Annotated in this window: 13 protein-coding genes; 5 read left to right on the top strand and 8 right to left on the bottom strand. The window is 74.4% G+C overall.

Annotated elements, in window-relative coordinates; translation table 11 throughout:
• Window positions 1-9: 9 nt before the first annotated feature.
• Window positions 10-858: a nucleotidyltransferase domain-containing protein gene (locus tag ACIBCT_RS26600; RefSeq protein WP_399192977.1), complete on the bottom strand. Its 849-nt coding sequence runs from the start codon at window positions 856-858 to the stop codon at window positions 10-12.
• Window positions 859-1,068: 210 nt separating this feature from the next.
• On the opposite strand from ACIBCT_RS26600, the gene ACIBCT_RS26595 reads away from it, so the two are divergent.
• Together ACIBCT_RS26595 and ACIBCT_RS26590 are read left to right on the top strand one after the other, a co-directional pair.
• A complete protein-coding gene (locus tag ACIBCT_RS26595; RefSeq protein ID WP_399192975.1) occupies window positions 1,069-1,923 on the top strand; it encodes a helix-turn-helix domain-containing protein in 855 nt (284 codons plus the stop codon).
• 60 nt (window positions 1,924-1,983) lie between these two features.
• A complete protein-coding gene (locus ACIBCT_RS26590) occupies window positions 1,984-2,367 on the top strand; it encodes a hypothetical protein (RefSeq protein WP_399192973.1) in 384 nt (127 codons plus the stop codon).
• An 8-nt stretch (window positions 2,368-2,375) separates the two neighbouring features.
• Here the strand turns inward: ACIBCT_RS26590 and ACIBCT_RS26585 are convergent, their stop codons facing one another.
• Complete coding sequence (locus ACIBCT_RS26585; protein WP_399192971.1) at window positions 2,376-3,455, bottom strand: DUF418 domain-containing protein; 1,080 nt, start codon at window positions 3,453-3,455, stop codon at window positions 2,376-2,378.
• Between the two features lie 119 nt (window positions 3,456-3,574).
• Between ACIBCT_RS26585 and ACIBCT_RS26580 the strand changes: the two genes are divergently transcribed.
• The 3 genes from ACIBCT_RS26580 to ACIBCT_RS26570 all read left to right on the top strand — a co-directional run bounded on the left by ACIBCT_RS26580 (window position 3,575) and on the right by ACIBCT_RS26570 (window position 6,314).
• A complete protein-coding gene (locus tag ACIBCT_RS26580) occupies window positions 3,575-4,729 on the top strand; it encodes a sensor histidine kinase (protein WP_399192969.1) in 1,155 nt (384 codons plus the stop codon).
• Window positions 4,726-5,382, top strand: a complete 657-nt coding sequence (locus ACIBCT_RS26575; RefSeq protein WP_399192967.1) for a response regulator — start codon at window positions 4,726-4,728, stop codon at window positions 5,380-5,382. Before ACIBCT_RS26580 ends, ACIBCT_RS26575 begins: the two co-directional genes overlap by 4 nt.
• A gap of 284 nt (window positions 5,383-5,666) precedes the next feature.
• Complete coding sequence (locus ACIBCT_RS26570; RefSeq protein ID WP_399192965.1) at window positions 5,667-6,314, top strand: DNA-binding response regulator; 648 nt, start codon at window positions 5,667-5,669, stop codon at window positions 6,312-6,314.
• Here the strand turns inward: ACIBCT_RS26570 and ACIBCT_RS26565 are convergent.
• From ACIBCT_RS26565 to lanKC, 6 genes are all read right to left on the bottom strand, one after another.
• On the bottom strand, window positions 6,305-8,329 hold the full coding sequence (locus ACIBCT_RS26565; protein ID WP_399192963.1) for a prolyl oligopeptidase family protein: 2,025 nt from the start codon (window positions 8,327-8,329) through the stop codon (window positions 6,305-6,307). The genes ACIBCT_RS26570 and ACIBCT_RS26565 overlap by 10 nt on opposite strands.
• A 138-nt stretch (window positions 8,330-8,467) precedes the next feature.
• Window positions 8,468-10,168: an ATP-binding cassette domain-containing protein gene (locus ACIBCT_RS26560; protein ID WP_399192961.1), complete on the bottom strand. Its 1,701-nt coding sequence runs from the start codon at window positions 10,166-10,168 to the stop codon at window positions 8,468-8,470.
• A complete protein-coding gene (locus tag ACIBCT_RS26555; RefSeq protein ID WP_399192959.1) occupies window positions 10,165-12,042 on the bottom strand; it encodes an ABC transporter transmembrane domain-containing protein in 1,878 nt (625 codons plus the stop codon). The genes ACIBCT_RS26560 and ACIBCT_RS26555 overlap by 4 nt, the downstream gene beginning before the upstream one ends.
• Window positions 12,043-12,116: 74 nt before the next feature.
• Entirely contained in the window at window positions 12,117-12,248 is a 132-nt protein-coding gene (locus ACIBCT_RS26550) for a SapB/AmfS family lanthipeptide (protein ID WP_344900551.1), read from the bottom strand.
• A gap of 49 nt (window positions 12,249-12,297) precedes the next feature.
• Window positions 12,298-12,429, bottom strand: coding sequence for a SapB/AmfS family lanthipeptide (locus ACIBCT_RS26545; protein ID WP_344900551.1), 132 nt, complete (start codon window positions 12,427-12,429; stop codon window positions 12,298-12,300).
• 4 nt (window positions 12,430-12,433) lie between these two features.
• Window positions 12,434-15,076, bottom strand: a complete 2,643-nt coding sequence (gene lanKC / locus ACIBCT_RS26540) for a class III lanthionine synthetase LanKC (protein WP_399192957.1) — start codon at window positions 15,074-15,076, stop codon at window positions 12,434-12,436.
• Window positions 15,077-15,224: the final 148 nt, after the last annotated feature.

Below are 15,224 nucleotides of genomic sequence, written 5' to 3'. Positions count from 1 at the left end.
CGCGCCCGGTCAGCGGCCGACGGCCGCCCGTACCTCCGCCATCAGGACGGCCGCGTCGGCGACGGTCCGCCCGATCTCCTCCGTGGAGCCGCCGACGCCCGCGAGCAGCCGCCCGGCGCGCGCGGCGAAGTCCCCCGGCGCCCCCGGCAGCCGGCCGGCCGAGGCCACCATGCCCTTCTCGTTGATCAGCCAGCGGCCCGCGTGGCCGTGCAGGCCCTGGCAGGCGACGCCGACGGCGCGGAACAGGCACCCGGCCGCGTACGCGGGGTCGGTTCCGGCCGCCCCGTACCGGGCCAGGCCCACCGAGAAGTCCGCCTCCCAGAGCCCGTCCACCAGCGCCGTCCCCAGCGCCGGGGGGTAGGACCGGGCGTTCTCCCGCAGCTCGGTGAGCTCTCCGCCGGGATCGGCCAGCACCCGGCAGAGCGCCACCTCACCGGCGTAGGCGTGGGAGTAGAACCCCAGCGGGTGCCCGGCCTGCGTCCCGATCTCGTAGTGGCCCCGCAGGCAGTCCTCCCAGACGCGGTGCACCCGGTCGAGGTCGCGGTAGAGCCAGTCGACCCGCCGTCCGCCGATCGTCAGCCAGCCGCCGCCGTCGACCCACGGCCCCCAGCCGCCCGGCTCGGTCAGCTCGCTCCCCTCACCGGCCTCCCGTACGGCCAGCGCGCGCAGCGCCGCCACGTCCAGGTCGCCCCGGTAGTACAGCCCGAGGTCGACGTCGGAGTCGGGGCGGTGCGTGCCGCGGGCCCGGCTGCCGCCGAGCGCCACCGCGACGATCCCGGGAACCTCCACCAGCCGTCGCGCGAGCGCCGTCATCGTCGCGTCGTCCAAGGCGATGTCCATGATGATCCATTCGACCACACCCGCGACGGTCGTGCCCGCCCTCCGGGCCCGTCCCGGAGGGCGGGGATTCCGCGCGTGCGCGGACGGGGCGGTCCCGTCCGGACGCCGCCGGAGCACAGGGAGGAGCACGCCGACGGCGTACGCAACGATTCGCAATTTTCGCGACAGGTCGTGATACGCGGCATACGGTCGAAGGACCAACCCCCCTGCGGTGACGAGGTGACGGAGATGGCGACCTCCACGGCGCGCATCGACGAGGCCAAGGGCATTCTCGCGGCCCGGCTCAAGGCGCTCCGCGCCGGTGCCGGGCTGACCGGGAGGGCGCTGGCGGCGAAGACCGGCCTGGACCACACCAAGATCTCCAAGATCGAGAACGCGGTCCAGATGCCCAACCAGACCGACATCCGGACGTGGTGCGAGGCCTGCGACGCGCACGAGCAGGTGGTCGACCTCATCGCGGCCGCCCAGAACATCGACGCCATGTACGTCGAATGGCGCCGGCTGGAGGAGAACGGCCTCGGTCACGTCCAGCGCTCCTTCCAGCCGCTGTACGAGCGGACGCGCCAGTTCCGCGTCTGGCAGCACTCCGCGGTCCCGGGACTGCTGCAGACCGACGACTACGCCCGGGGACACCTGCGCGCCGTCATCGACTTCCGTGGCATCCCCGACGACATCGACGCCGCGGTGGAGGCCAGGCTGCGGCAGCGGGAGGTCCTGCGCGACGGCGGCAAGCGGTTCGCGTTCGTCGTCGGGGAACAGGCGCTCCGTACCCCGCTGGCCGGGCCGCAGGAGATGGCCGGCCAGCTCGACCGGCTGGCGGAGCTGACCTCCGGCGTCGCCAACGTGTCCTTCGGGATCCTCCCCGCGGTGGTCAGGCCGCCGCTCATGCCACCGGAGAACTTCTGGATCTACGACACCGACCGGGTCCGGATCGACACCGTGCCCGGCCAGATCCAGCACCGCACCCCGAGCGACGTGGCCGCGTACGAGAAGGCGTTCCAGGCGCTGAGCGGCGCCGCCGTGTACGGGCGGCAGGCCCGCGACATGCTGCGGGCCGCGGCGGAGACGTTCCGCGCGGGGTGAACGCGCAACATCGCGCAACAACGTTGAGCCCGGGGCCGCCCGGTCCCTACCCTCGCCAGCGTGACCGTTGATCACACCGCTCCCGGAGAGCTCGCGCCCCACCCGGTCGACCTCCGGGCCGGTGAACTGGCGGCCCTGCTGGCCCGGGCGCACAACATCCCGGCCGACGTGCACCGCCTGCCCTCGGGCGAGCCGGTCGTCTCCGTCTACTACGGGCTCGTCGTCCGCATCGACGAGGCGTGCCGTTTCTGGTGGGTGGTCCCGGCCTCGGTCGGCAGGCGCAGGCCGCTGTGGACGAGCGCCACCGTCCCGGCCGTGGCGGCGAGCCGGATCGCCGGTCACTACCGGGAGCTGCGCGCCCGCCCGCCGGGTCACCTGATCCGCGGGGGCTACCTGACGGCGGACGTTCTCATGGAGCACCACGCCGCCTCCGCCCCGATCTGAGCGCGGCCCTAGGGAGAGGAGTCCTGCCGTCCCGGCGCGCGGCGCAACGGCGGGCGGCGGGCCCAGGTGATCCAGCGCCAGAGCCATTCCAGCGGGCCCTGTCGGTACCTGCGCAGCCAGAGGACCGACAGCGGCCACTGGACGCAGAGGACGCAGGCGGCGATCAGGTACACCCTGGCCGGGGACCAGTCCTGCGGGGAGCCCAGGACCTGCCGGACCCCCAGGACCAGGACCGTGGCGCTCAGGTAGTTGGTCAGCGCCATCCGGCCCAGCGGCGCGAAGACGACCGACAGCGCCGGTCGCAGCGGCGTCCTGAGCAGCACCAGCAGGACGCACACGTACACCCCCGCGACCAGCGCCCCGGCCGTGTGGATCCAGAAATTGAAGGACCGGTCGTCCATGCCGCCGGCCAGTTCGGTCTGCACCCACAGGGCGGGCGCCGCGGCCGTGGCGAAGGCCAGGCCCAGCAGGAGCGGCACCCGGGTGGAGTCCTCCAGCCGGTCGGCCACCCCGTACCGGACCAGCGCCGAACCCAGCAGGAACAGCCCGGCGACCAGCACGGTCCTGTCGCCGCCGAGGACCAGCGCCGTCGTGACGAGCGCGACGGCCAGGCCCGCCACGGCCCCGCGCGGCAGCCAGGTCGAGGGCAGCAGCACCAGCAGGCCGACGGCGGCGTAGACGGTCAGGATGTCCCCCTGCCACAGCAGCAGGAAGTGCGCCAGGCCGATCGCGAGCAGCGCGAGGAGCCGGCGCAGCAGGAGCAGCCGGGGGTGGGCGACGCGGCCCGTGACGGAGGCCAGCAGCAGCGAGAACCCGATCCCGAACAGCAGCGAGAAGATCGGGAAGAAGCGATGGTCGACGAGCATGCCCATGACCTGCTGGACGCCGTCGTGCGTCTCCTGCGGGCCTGCCGGTGAGCGTCGCAGGACGACCTCGCCTGCGTTGGCGATCGCCTTGACGTTGGCCAGCAGGATCCCGCAGAGCGCGAACCCGCGCAGCACGTCGAGGGCGGCGATCCGCGGCCTGCCCGGCGGGGCCGCGGCGAGGGTACCGGGGGACCCGGACAAAAGTGGATCTTCGTGTGGCATGGGCCTCATCCTGCGGGCCCCGCCCGGTGCCGGATATCGGCCGAAGGCAGGGGCGGCGCCGTCTGCGGCGGTACTTTCGGCCGGTACGGCGCGCGGCCGGGACCTCTAGCCTGAACGGCGTGAAGGTACGGGACCGGCCGGGCGGGCGGGTGCGGAACGCGGCCGACGCCGGGTTCGGTGTCGTGTCCGCGATGACGCTCGTCCTGTGGGCGTACCAGATCGCGATCACCTGGGGCGGCGCCCGCTGGTGGTTCGGCTGCGCCGCCGGGGCGGCGGTGTGCGCGATCGCCCTGGCGCGCCGGCGCGACCGGACGCGGGCGGCGCTCGCGGGCCTGGCCGTCGCGGGGGCCGCCCTGGTGGTCGCCCGTCTCGCGTCGCTGCCCAGCGAACCCGGCCCCGCCATGGCCCTGGGACTGGCCGTGCTCGTCGGCTCCGCGGTCGGTACGCTCCCGGCGCCGCGCGCCGCCGCCGTCGCGGCCGGCGGGCTCGGGCTGGTCGCCGCCACCTGGTTCGCCGCCCCGCCGTCCCCGGGGCTCCCGCCCGTGACGCTGCTGAACGCCGTCGCCTGGTCGGCCGCCCTGGCCACGGGGCTGTGCTCGCGGCTGTTCGAGGCCCGCCACCGGGCCGCCGTCGAGAAGGTGCGCCGTGACGAACGGTTGGCGCTGGCCAGGGAGCTGCACGACGTCGTCGCCCACCACGTCACCGGCATCGTGCTCAACGCCCAGGCCGCGCAGCTCGCCGCCCGCAGACGGCCCGCGATACCGCAGGGCCCGTTCTCGGAGATCGAGGCCGCCGGGTCCGACGCGCTGCGCGCGGTACGGCGCGTCGTCGGCCTGCTGGGCGACGACGGCGACGCGTCCCCCGCCACGGCCGGCCCCGGATCCCTGGGCGACCTGGTCGGGCGCTTCGGCGAGCGGGAAGGCGGCCCGCGGGTGCGCCTGCTGTGCTCGGCCGACGAGTCGCAGTGGCCCCCGGAGGTGGCCGTCACCGTCCACCGGGTCGTCCAGGAGTCGCTGACCAACGTCTCGCGCCACGCCCGGCAGGCCCGCTCGGTCTCGGTCCGCGTCGGCCGGGACGGCGAATCCGTCGTCGTCGAGGTCCTCGACGACTCCCCGCCGGTCCCGGCCGGGTACCCCCGCCGCGGCGGGTACGGCCTGGTCGGGATGCGCGAACGCCTCGAGGCCCTGGGCGGCACGCTGAGCGCGGGCCCGCGCCCGGGGGCCGGCTGGTTGGTGCGCGCCACCCTGCCCGTCCCCGCGCGGGCCCGCCGATGACGATCCGGGTGCTGCTGGCCGACGACCAGTCGATGGTCCGCCGCGGCCTGCGGCTCATCCTGGAGGACCAGCCCGACATCAGCGTGGTCGCCGAGGCCGCCGACGGTGCCGAGGCGGTCTTCCTGGCACGGCGGCTGCGCCCGGACGTGTGCCTGGTGGACGTCCGGATGCCCCGGCTCAACGGCATCGAGGTCACCCGCCTCCTGGCCGGTCCCGGTGTCGCGGACCCGCTCCGGGTGGTCGTGGTCACCACCTTCGACCTCGACGAGTACGTCCACGACGCGCTGCGCGGCGGGGCGGCCGGCTTCGTGCTGAAGGACGCCGGTCCCGTCCTGCTCGTCGAGGCCGTCCGGGCGGCGGACGCCGGTGACGCCCTGGTCTCGCCGTCGGTCACCCAGCGGCTGCTGCGCCGGTTCACGGCGGCCGCCGCCCCCTCCGCCCGCGGGCCGGGGCGGCCGCTCTCCGAACGGGAGACGGAGGTGGCGCGGGCCATCGCCAGGGGCCTGACCAACCACGAGATCGCCGCCGAGCTGTTCATCTCGCTGAGCACGGTCAAAGGCCACATCTCCGGCATCCTCCCCAAGCTCGGAGTGCGCAACCGGGTCGAGATCGCCGCCTGGGCCTGGGAGAACCGCGAGCCCGACGGCCCCTGAGGGCACCGGCACGCCACCGGTGTGCCACCGGTATGCATCGCCGCGAAATCGGTCATCCGAAAAAAACCCCGAGCTGGGAAAAATCAGGAAATTGCGGTTCATATTGGAAACATCACTCTGGAATTAAATTCTTTTCGCGTACGGCGAAGCCTCCTACCTGCACTGATCCCACTTCTATATCGTCTGATCCGTGTTTAACTCGGACTTGCGGTAATCACCCGACTTCCAGGGGTAGTGAACTCGGATTGAGCGAGACCTCACCGTGAACCAAGGGGAGACCATTCATGATCAGTGTCCTGATCGCCGAGGACATGCATCTCGTTCGGGGGGCCATGGTCGCCCTGCTCTCCATGGAGAGCGACATCAAGGTCATCGGTGACACCGGTCACGGCGACGAGGTCGTCCCCTCCTGCGTGCAGCTCCGGCCGGACGTCGCGCTCATCGACATCGGGCTCCCCGGCACCGACGGTCTCACCGCGACGGCGGAGCTGCGCCACCGGCTTCCCGAGTGCGCGCCCGTGATCCTGACCGGGCTCGCCACCCCGGCCGCGCTCTGCCGGGCGCTGGACGTCGGGGCCCGCGGCTTCGTGGTCAAGGACACCCCGGCCGACCAGCTCGCGGGGTACGTGCGCCGGGTGGCCGCGGGGGAGCAGGTGGTCGACCCGGAACTGGCCGTCGCCGCGCTGCACGCCAAGCGGAACCCGCTGACCGCGCGCGAGCTGGAGGTCCTGGGGGCCGCGGCCGAGGGGGCCCCGGTCGGCGAGATCGCCGACCGGCTCTGCCTGTCCGGCGGGACCGTGCGCAACTACCTGGCGCGGATCCTCACCAAGGTCGGCGCCCGCACCCGCGTCGAGGCGGTCAGGATCGCCAGGCAGGCGGGCTGGCTCTGGTCCGACGACCCGGCCGAGCTGGGCGTGATCCGCTACCGCTGACCACCCGCCGCCGGGCGCGGGGGGGAACCGACCTCCAGGCCGGTGTGGGCGGCGAGGAAGGCGAGCATGTCCGCGGCCAGCCCGATCGCGCGGTCCGCCGAGCGGGCGCCGTGGCCGACGTCGCCCTCGTGGCGCAGCAGGATCGGCCGCGAGCCCGACGTCGCCCACTGCAGCGCCGCGCACATCTTGCGCGCGTGCATGGGGTCGACGCGGGAGTCACCGCCGAACGTCGTCAGCAGCGTCGCCGGGTAGTCGACGCCCTTCGTGACCCGGTGGTAGGGGGAGTAGCCCAGCAGCCAGCCCAGCTGCTCGGGGTCGTCGGCCGAGCCGTACTCGGGACGCCAGGACGGCCCCAGCCCGGAGAGCTCGTAGCGGACCATGTCGAGCAGCGGTGCCGAGCAGACCGCGGCGGCGAACAGGTCCGGGCGCTGCGTCAGCGCGGCGCCCACCAGCAGGCCGCCGTTGGACTCGCCGCACGCGCCCAGCAGCGAAGGGCTGGTCCAGCCGTCCGCGACGAGCTTCTCGGCCGCCGCCGCGAAGTCGTCGAAGACGTTCTGCTTGCGCTCCAGCATGCCGTCGCGGTGCCAGTCCGCGCCCTCCTCGCCGCCACCGCGCAGCTGGGCGAGGGCGAAGACCCCGCCCGCCTCGACCCAGGGCAGGACGTAACTGGAGTACGACGGCGTGAGCGAGAGCCCGAACCCGCCGTAGCCGTACAGGATCGCCGGCCGGGGGCCGGAGCCGGGGCGGGCCAGCACGACCATCCGCACCGGCGTGCCGTCCGCCGAGGGGAAGACCACCTGGCGGGCCTGGAGCTCGGGCACCTGCACGGCGCCGGGCGGGGCGGCCCACGGCGTCGTCAGGCCGGTGCGCGTGTCGTAGCGGTGCACGCTCGCGGGCGTGACGCTGTCGGTGTAGGTGAACCAGACCTCGTGCCCGCCCTCGGGACGGACGGTCATCCCGCCGGCCGACCCCAGACCGGGCAGCGGCACCCGCCCGCGCCGCTCCCCGGTGGCCAGCTCGTGGACGTCGATCTCGGCGACCGCGTGCCGCGTCCGCGCGACGAGGAGCGTCCGGTCGGCGATGGTGAACTCGCCGATCACCGCCTCGGGGTCCTCGGCGACCAGGTCGGCCCAGTCCTCGGGGCCCGGCCGCGCCGGGTCGGCCACGCAGAGCCGCCCGCGCGGCGCGTCCAGGGTGGTGAGCAGGTACAGGCGCCCGTCGCGGCCGACGGCCGGGGCCGTCACCGCGCCCGCGTCCCGCTGGATCACCCGCAGGTCCGGACGCTCCGGGGAGGAGGCGGACAGGTCGGCCAGCCAGAGGTCGTTGCCCCCCGCGGCCATCGCCGAGATCGTCAGCCAGCGCCCGTCGTGGCCGATCCCGAGGCCGTAGGAGCGGTCCTCCTCCATGATCATGGCGTCGTCCTCGGCGGGGGTGCCCAGCCGGTGCAGGCGGACCTGGCGGGAGCGGACGTAGAAGAAGGACTTCCCGTCGGGCAGCCACGCCACCGGCGCGTACCGGCACCGGTCGATCGGGCCGTCCACCACCCGCCGGGTGACGACGTCCATGACCCGCAGCTCCGAGCGCTCGTCCCCGCTCCTGGACAGCTGGTAGGCCAGCAGCCGGCCGTCCGGGGACGGCTGCCAGTGGTCGAGCGTGGTAAGCCCGCTCGGGTCGAGCTCCGCCGGGTCGATCAGCGCCTCCTCCGTCCCCGCGGGACCGCACCGGTACAGGACCGCGTGCCGCTGGTCGGCCGTACGGCGCACGAAGAACCGGTGCTCGCCGCGCCAGGCCGGGGTGCCGACCATCCCGGCCCCGGTCAGCGCGGCCACCCGCGAGCGCCACAGGTCACGGCCGGGCAGCTCCTCGGCGTGGGCGCGCCACAGCTCCTCCTGGGCCGCCGACCAGCTCCGCGTCTCCGGGGAGCCGGGGTCCTCCAGCCACCGGTACGGGTCGGGCACGGCACGTCCGTGCAGGTGGTCGACGACCGGTCGCCGCTCGGCGGGAGGGTAGATCATCGGGTTCCTCCGGGGTGGGGACGGCGGGCCTGGGCTCCGGACGGGAAACGCGGTGGGACGGCCCGAGGGTCAGGGAAGACAGGGGAGCCCGGGGACGCCGGGGACGGCGCCGGGGTCACGGCCCAGGCCCTCGGGTGGTCACGGCACCAGCTCCTGCGCGCTCGACGGGTCCCACCGTCCGGCCAGGTCGGCGTACAGCGGGGAGGTGGCGAGCATCTCCTCGTGGGTGCCCAGCCGGACGCTGGTGCCGTCCATCACGAGGATCCGCCGGGCCCGCAGGGCCGAGGTCAGCCGGTGGGCGATGACGACGAGCGTGCCGCCCCGCCGGGCGAACGCCTCCTCGGCGCGGGCCTCGGCCACCGGGTCCAGGTGGCACGTCGCCTCGTCGAGGACGACCAGCCGGGCCGGGGCCAGGTAGGCGCGGGCCAGGGCGATCAGCTGGCGGTCGGCGGGGGAGAGCAGATCGGAGCGGACCTCGGCGGACAGGCCGCCCAGCCGCGTCACCAGGCCGGTCAGGCCGATCTCGGCCACCGCCTCGCCGACCGCCTCGGGCGAGGCGTCACCGGCCAGGTAGACGAGGTTCTCCAGCAGGGAGCCCCGGAACACGTAGGCCTCCTGGGGGATCAGCACCCGGCCGGACGGGTCGAGCCGGTCGGCCGGCACCCCGCACACCTCGATGCGTCCGGACGCGGGCCGCAGCAGCCCGGTCAGCAGCGCGGCGAGCGTGGACTTGCCGATGCCGCTGGGGCCCACCACGGCGATGTGCTCGCCCTCGGCCACCGACAGGTCCAGGCCGTCGATCACCGGTTCGGCGTGCGGGCCGTAGGCGAACGTCACGCCGCGCAGCTCGGCCCCCCCGTCCCGGGTCACGGCCGCGACCCGCGCGCCCGCCCGCGCGGGCGGCTCGCCGTCGCGCAGCAGCCGGTCGAGCGCCACCCGCAGCCGGACCCCGTTGATGCCCAGCCCCTCCACGAGGTTGCCGAGCGCGGGCGCCAGCGACTGCGTGACGTAGGCCAGGGCGCCCAGGATCACCCCGGCGCCCGCGCCCTCGCCGATCAGCCAGGGGGTGCCGGCCAGGATCAGCAGGATCGGCAGCCGGCCGCCCACCGCCAGGGACACGGTGCGCAGCGCCGTCACCCGGGCCAGCGACCGGGCCGCACCGGCCTGCTCGGCCACCTGCAGGCCGACCTCGTCGGCCATCCGCCGCTCGGCGCGGCAGGCGGTGATGTCCCGCAGCCCGCCGACCATGCCGGCCAGCGCCGTGGCGGTGCGCTCGTCGGCCAGGATGAACTCCCGCTGCCGCCGGGCCAGGGCGCGCAGCGACAGCAGGAAGACGACGAGCCCCGCGACGAACGGCGGCAGCACCAGCACCAGCACCTGCGGGACGAGGGCCGCCAGCCCGAGCGCCACGCTCACCACGGTGAACGCGAACGACCTGACCACCGTGATGACCGAGGCGAACGCGTCGCGGGCCAGCTCGACCTGGAGGTTGGAGCGCGCCACCGCACCCGCCCCCGGTCCCTGCCCGGAGGCGGCCGAGTGGCGCAGCGCGTCGTCGACGACGTGGGCGAGCAGATCCTCGCGGAACGGCTCCACGATCGCGGCGACGGCCAGCACGACCTGCCGCGCACCGACCGCGGCCAGCAGCCACGCGCCGCCGAGCAGGGCCAGCCAGGCGAACCCGGTCCCGGGCCGTCCCGCGCCGAAGCCCTCGTCGATGGCCCGCGCGATGGCCAGCCCGATGACCAGCGAGGGCGCGGTCTCCGCGACCGACCACCCCGCCAGCCTGACCAGCTGGTACGGATCCCTGCGCAGCGCCCGGCGCAGCGGCCGGTTCACGGGGCGTCCGCCTGGAAGACGGCGCGGTAGGCCGGGTCGGCCCACAGGACGCCGTGTGCCGCGCAGGCGCGTATCCGGCCCTCGTCCAGCCAGATCACCCGGTCGGCCGCCGCGGCGGTCGCCACCCGGTGGGTCACGATCAGCCGCGTCCGGTCGCGCAGCTCCCCGGAGAGCGCGCGGGCGACCTGGCGCTCGGTGACGGTGTCCAGGCTGGAGGTGGCGTCGTCCAGGACGAGCAGGCGACGGCCCTGCGCGAAGGCGCGGGCCAGGCCGAGCCGCTGCCGCTCCCCGCCGGACATGGGCGCCTCCTCCAGCGGGGTGTCGTACCCGAGCGGGAGCCTGCGGACGAAGGCGTCGGCCCGCGCCGCCCGCGCCGCCACCCGCACGACCTCGTCCCCCCCGGAGGCGTACCGGGGGGCGTGCCGGGGGCCGCGGCCGGAGAGCGCAGAGCCCACAGAGCCCACAGAGCCCACAGAGCCCACAGAGCCCACAGAGCCCACAGAGCCCACAGAGACCACAGAGACCACAGAGCCCGCGGAGCCTGCGGAGAGCGCGGAGACCGGATCGGAGGGCGGGAGGGAGCCGGGAGCGGGGAGGTCGGCGCCCAGGGCGACGGCGCCGCCCACGGTCCCGCCGAGCAGCACCGGGCGCTCGAAGGCGTACCCCACCGCGGCGCGCAGCGCCTCCTGGGAGAGCTCGGGCAACGGGACGCCGTCCAGCAGGACCGTGCCGCGGCACGGGTCCACCAGGCGGCCCGCGACCGCGGCGAGCAGCGACTTCCCGGCGCCGGAGCGGCCGACCACGGCCACCGCCTGCCCGCCGGGGACGACGAGGTCGACGTCGCGCAGGCCGTCCGCCTCGACGCCGTGGAACTCCAGTGTGCCGGGCCCGGGAGGCAGCGTCCGGGCACCGTAGACGCGAGGACTCTCGGCCAGCAGCTCCCTCACTCTGGACGCGGCGGCCCGCGCCCTGGCCAGGCGGCCGACCTGGCCCAGCGCCGAGCCGAGGCCCGCGCCGAGCACGACGTAGCGGGCGGCGGCGTACAGCTCGCCGGCCGACAGGTCCCCGGCGGCCAGCCGCAGCCCGCCCACCCCGAGCACGACGACCTCCAGCAGCGGGACCACGGCCCCGGCCTGCACACCGGCGCGCGCGTTGACCCGCCACATCTCCATGGCGTGCCTGCGCAGCAGGGGCAGCGCGGTCAGCACCCGCGCCCGCTCCTGGTCGGCCGTGCCGGCGGCGGCGATGGTACGGGCCCCGGCCAGGGCGTCGACCAGGCGGCCGGCGATGTCGCCCTGCGCGGCCTGGTACTCGCCCGCCATGGTGGTGCTCGCGCTGAGGAAGGCGCGCAGGACGAGCCCGATGAGGACGAGCCCGGCGACCAGCGTCACGGTCAGCAGGGGATCGATGAAGGTGAGGGCCACGACGGCGCCCGCGGTGGGGATGACCAGCGCGGCCGCGGTGACGACCGCCTCGGGGGCGCGTCCGATCTCCTCGGTGTTCAGGCCCATCCGGGTCACCAGCTCCCCCTCGGGGAACCTGCGGGTCATCGCGGGCCCGACGCCGAGGACGTGGCGCACCACCCGGGTCCTGAGCCAGGCCGCCGAACGCGCGCCGCTCGACCCGGCGGCCCAGACGCCGAGGGCGTCGCAGACCACGGCCGCCACCACGACGCCGGCGCAGACGCCGACCCAGGCCGCCGCGTCACCGGTCATGCCCGCTCCACCGGCCACCAGCGCGTCGACCGTCCTGCCCAGCACCAGCGGGAGCGCCAGCTGGGCGAACGCCCCCAGGACGGAGGCGACCGCGAGCACGGCCAGCCACGGTCCGCCCCGCCGTACGGTCTCGGCCACCAGCCGGTCGGCTGCCCGCACGGGTCCTCCTCCCTCGGGAAACGGGCGTGCCCGGGACGGCCGCCGTCGCTGGCCGTCCCGGGCACCGGATCTCACTAGTGGCAGAGCACGACGCTCAGGTTGCTGGGCTTGCCGGACTCGCAGCCGAGGACCGTGAGGGTGCTGCCGCCGCCACCGCCGCCACCGCCGGTGGGGGTCTCCAGGGACTGCAGGTCGAGAAGGACCATGGGAATCGCTCCGTTTCTGGGTTTTGTGACTCGGGGTGGAGAGGGGTTTCTAGTGGCAGAGCACGACGCTCAGGTTGCTGGGCTTGCCGGACTCGCACCCGAGGACGGTCAGGGTGCTGCCGCCGCCGCCGCCGCCACCGCCGGTGGGGGTCTCCAGGGACTGCAGGTCGAGAAGGACCATTTCGTTACACCTCCTTCGCTGTGTCGCAGGGGCCAAACCGCCCGGCGAATCCGTGCGCCGACACCCCTTGCGGGGTGTTCGTGTCGCCGGGCGGTTCGATGAAGGGGAGGAACACCGGCCGGTCGTGCAGCACGGCGCTCATCGCGAACAGGACTCCGGCCGTGCCGGTCGCGAAGTCCATGGAGAGCCTGAGCAACTGGTTGCCGGGGAAGGCCAGCCCGCCGCCGTAGGGCAGCGCGTGCCAGTCCAGTCCGCGCAGTTGCTCGGCCAGGTAGGTGGATTCGGGGACGGAGGCACGCGGCTCGGGCGCCAGTCCCCAGCCCAGGGCGCCGACCATGCCGCTCCGGCCGGTGAACAGGCCGGACTGCACGAAGTACCGTCCCCGGGTGACGAGCCGGCAGCCGTCCAGGGCGGCGCGGAGGGTCTCGTCGTCCCGGTGGGCCAGGTAGCGGGCGAGGACCACGCCGATGCCCACGGACCCCTCGTCCAGGTAGGGCAGCGTGCGCCAGCCCTGGTCGACCTGGAGGGTCCCGTCCGCGCCGGTGGTGCAGCGCCGCAGGTCCTGGCGGAGCGCGACCTCGGCCCGCTCCAGCAGGGAGGTGTCGCCGGTGCGCTCGTAGGCGTGCAGGAACAGCAGGGCCGGTCCTGAGGAGCCGTACATCAGCCCGGCGCGGGGCTTGCCGCCGCCGCTGATCTCCGGCACGTCGTCGGGGCCGCCCAGCCGGTCGGAGCAGATGTCAACGATCTTCATGGCCGTCTCGCCCAGCGCGCGCTCACCGGTGGTGGTGCCCAGGTGGAGGAGGTTCAGGCCCATGCCGGCCAGGCCCCCGAAGAGCCCCAGCTCCAGCGACTCCCACTTCTCGCGCAGGCACAGGTCGACGGTGTCGACCGCGTCCTGGCGGTGCCCGAGCAGGTCGAGGACGTAGGCCACGCCGTGCAGGCCGTCGTAGAACCCCAGGGCGGTCCCCGGGGCGGGGGCCAGTGCCCTGGCGCGCAGCCAGTCCTCGTACCGGGGAAGCCGTTCGGCGCCCGTCCGCTCCAGCGCGTACAGCACGCCGGCCGCGCCGTAGGCGAGGTTCACGCCCCCGCCGGGCTGGAACTGGGCGACGTCGCCGGGGAAGAGCCGGTCCTCGCGCTCGGGGGTGGCGCTCGCGAGGATGGCGCGGGTCATCGCCTCCCTGAGCCGGGGCCAGTCCTCGGCGCCGGGCCTCGGGAACGGTGTGGGCGCCGCGGGCTCGGGGCCGGTGATGGCCCGGACCGCCTCGTCGATCACCTCGGACGGCACCGGGAAGGTCTCGCGGATCATCCTGGCCAGGTCGAGGACCTTGGCGCGGTCGAGCGACAGCATGATCGTGAGCTGCGGGGCGAACAGCCCCAGGCACAGGCAGGCCAGGGCGTAGTGGTCGATCTCGACGCCCTGCCGGTCGGCCGGCGCGCCGAACGCCGGGTGGCCGAGCGCCGCCCGCCCGCGGTCGGCGGTCAGCGTGGCCACCTCGTAGTCGATCAGCGTCAGGCGGCCGTCCTCGGTCACCAGGATGTTGTTCGGGTGCAGGTCGCCGAAGACCACCCCGCGCTCGTGCAGGGACTCCACCGCCCGGCGCACCTTGGGAAGGACGTCGAGCACCCAGGCGGTGTACTCGGCGATGGTCTGCTCGTCGCAGGTCGCGCTGGTCAGCGGGTAGCGGTGCACGAGCTGGCGCTGCAGCGGGTTGCCGTCGACGAACTCCTCGACCAGGAAGTGGTGGCCGCCCAGGGTGAAGTAGTCGACCAGCGCGGGTACCGCCTCCAGCCCGGACAGGCGCTCCAGCATGTCGCGCTCGTGGGCCAGCCGCGCCACGGCGTCCCGGCCCGCGGCGTCCAGCCCGGCGTGCGGGCGCCCCTCCTTGAGCACGACCCGCTTGCCGGTGCGCACGTCCTCGGCGAGGTAGACGCCCCCGCCGTTGGAGAACTGCATGACGCTCTCGACCCGGTACGGCAGTCCCTCGGTGGTGACCGCGTTGCGGGCGGCCAGGTGGGGCTCGAGGAAGGCGGGCAGCGTCACCCAGGACGGCACGCCGAAGGCCGGCTCCCGCACGTCCGGGACCAGGCGCCCCTCGCCGTCCTCGATGGCCAGTACCAGCTCGCCGTTGTCGGCCAGGCAGCGCCGCCCGGCGAAGCCGCCGTACCGGACGAAGAGCGGGCCCTCGCCGTAGCGGAGGTCGCTGAGGATGTACGGCCCCTCGATGCCGGTGAGCAGTTCGTCGAGCTCCTTGAGCGTGAGCTCCAGCTGGGCCTCGTCCACCGGGTAGATCGTCACGAGCTTGCCGCTGGCGCCCCGGGGGGCGGCCTTGGAGTTCAGCATGGCCATGACCGGCAGGCTGCGCAGGAACTTGAACGCGATGCCGCGGGGGACGCAGTAGTCCCAGACCGCCTCTATGGCGCGCTCAGCGTCCTCGACGCGGGCCGAGACGTGGATCTTCCAGCCCTGAAAGGGCGTACGGCCGGCGAGCGGCGCGTAGTGCATCCAGGTGTCGGTCGCCTGGTGCTGCCAGCCCTCGGGCAGGTCCCGGCTCGCGAGCGCGAAGTCGGGGTGGTCGCCCCGGCGGCCGTTGAGCGTGTCATAGAAAAGCGGGTCCGCCAGGCAATAAAGCTCATACTGGTCATCCACGGCATTCTCCCCTGCTGTCTTCCAGAAGAGAGAATTACGGATAACCCGAGAAACCACCAGTTACAAACTGAACCACTCGCATATGCGAAACTCACAGTGCTAACCGTGAGGGTGTGCGCTACCTGCACTTTTGCGAGGGACGTGAAGC

It is taken from the genome of Streptosporangium sp. NPDC050855, assembly GCF_044456585.1.
GTDB classification, from domain to species: Bacteria; Actinomycetota; Actinomycetes; order Streptosporangiales; family Streptosporangiaceae; genus Streptosporangium; species Streptosporangium longisporum.
Note: the sequence above shows the minus strand (reverse complement) of the source record. Positions and strands in the feature narration are given on the sequence as shown.

Coding starts and splice junctions, on each gene's coding strand:
- ACIBCT_RS26595 (WP_399192975.1), top strand. CDS start 1,069: ATGGCGACCTCCACGGCGCGCATCGACGAGGCCAAGGGCATTCTCGCG.
- ACIBCT_RS26585 (WP_399192971.1), bottom strand. CDS start 3,455: ATGCCACACGAAGATCCACTTTTGTCCGGGTCCCCCGGTACCCTCGCC.
- ACIBCT_RS26575 (WP_399192967.1), top strand. CDS start 4,726: ATGACGATCCGGGTGCTGCTGGCCGACGACCAGTCGATGGTCCGCCGC.
- ACIBCT_RS26570 (WP_399192965.1), top strand. CDS start 5,667: ATGATCAGTGTCCTGATCGCCGAGGACATGCATCTCGTTCGGGGGGCC.
- ACIBCT_RS26565 (WP_399192963.1), bottom strand. CDS start 8,329: ATGATCTACCCTCCCGCCGAGCGGCGACCGGTCGTCGACCACCTGCAC.
- ACIBCT_RS26550 (WP_344900551.1), bottom strand. CDS start 12,248: ATGGTCCTTCTCGACCTGCAGTCCCTGGAGACCCCCACCGGCGGTGGC.
- ACIBCT_RS26545 (WP_344900551.1), bottom strand. CDS start 12,429: ATGGTCCTTCTCGACCTGCAGTCCCTGGAGACCCCCACCGGCGGTGGC.